The 275-nt window shown below is 68.7% G+C and carries 1 pseudogene; it reads left to right on the top strand.

Annotated elements, in window-relative coordinates:
• Positions 1–275, top strand: a pseudogene (locus WDW90_RS39315) (Crp/Fnr family transcriptional regulator); the annotation flags it as partial.

Below are 275 nucleotides of genomic sequence, written 5' to 3'. Positions count from 1 at the left end.
CGCGCGACATGCGGCTGGGCGCGCTCACGCCCTGCTCCGTCGTCGACATCCCGCGCGCAAGACTCACCGAGCTGATCGAGACGCATTCCGGCATCGCCCGCGCCCTGCGCTGGCTCACCCTGATGGAACTGAGCCGGGCCCGCGAGTGGCTGGTGAACGACAGCCGGCCAGCGGACAGGCGCTTGGCCCACCACTTCTGCGAGCTTTTGGTCTGCCTGCAGGTCGTGGGGCTTGCCGACGCGAACAGCTTCGAGCTGGCGATCTCGCAGACGGAT

This window comes from Methylobacterium nigriterrae, assembly GCF_037106235.1.
Lineage (GTDB): Bacteria > Pseudomonadota > Alphaproteobacteria > Rhizobiales > Beijerinckiaceae > Methylobacterium > Methylobacterium nigriterrae.
The sequence above is the reverse complement of the archived record's forward strand: the minus strand, read 5'-3'. Positions and strand labels throughout refer to the sequence as shown.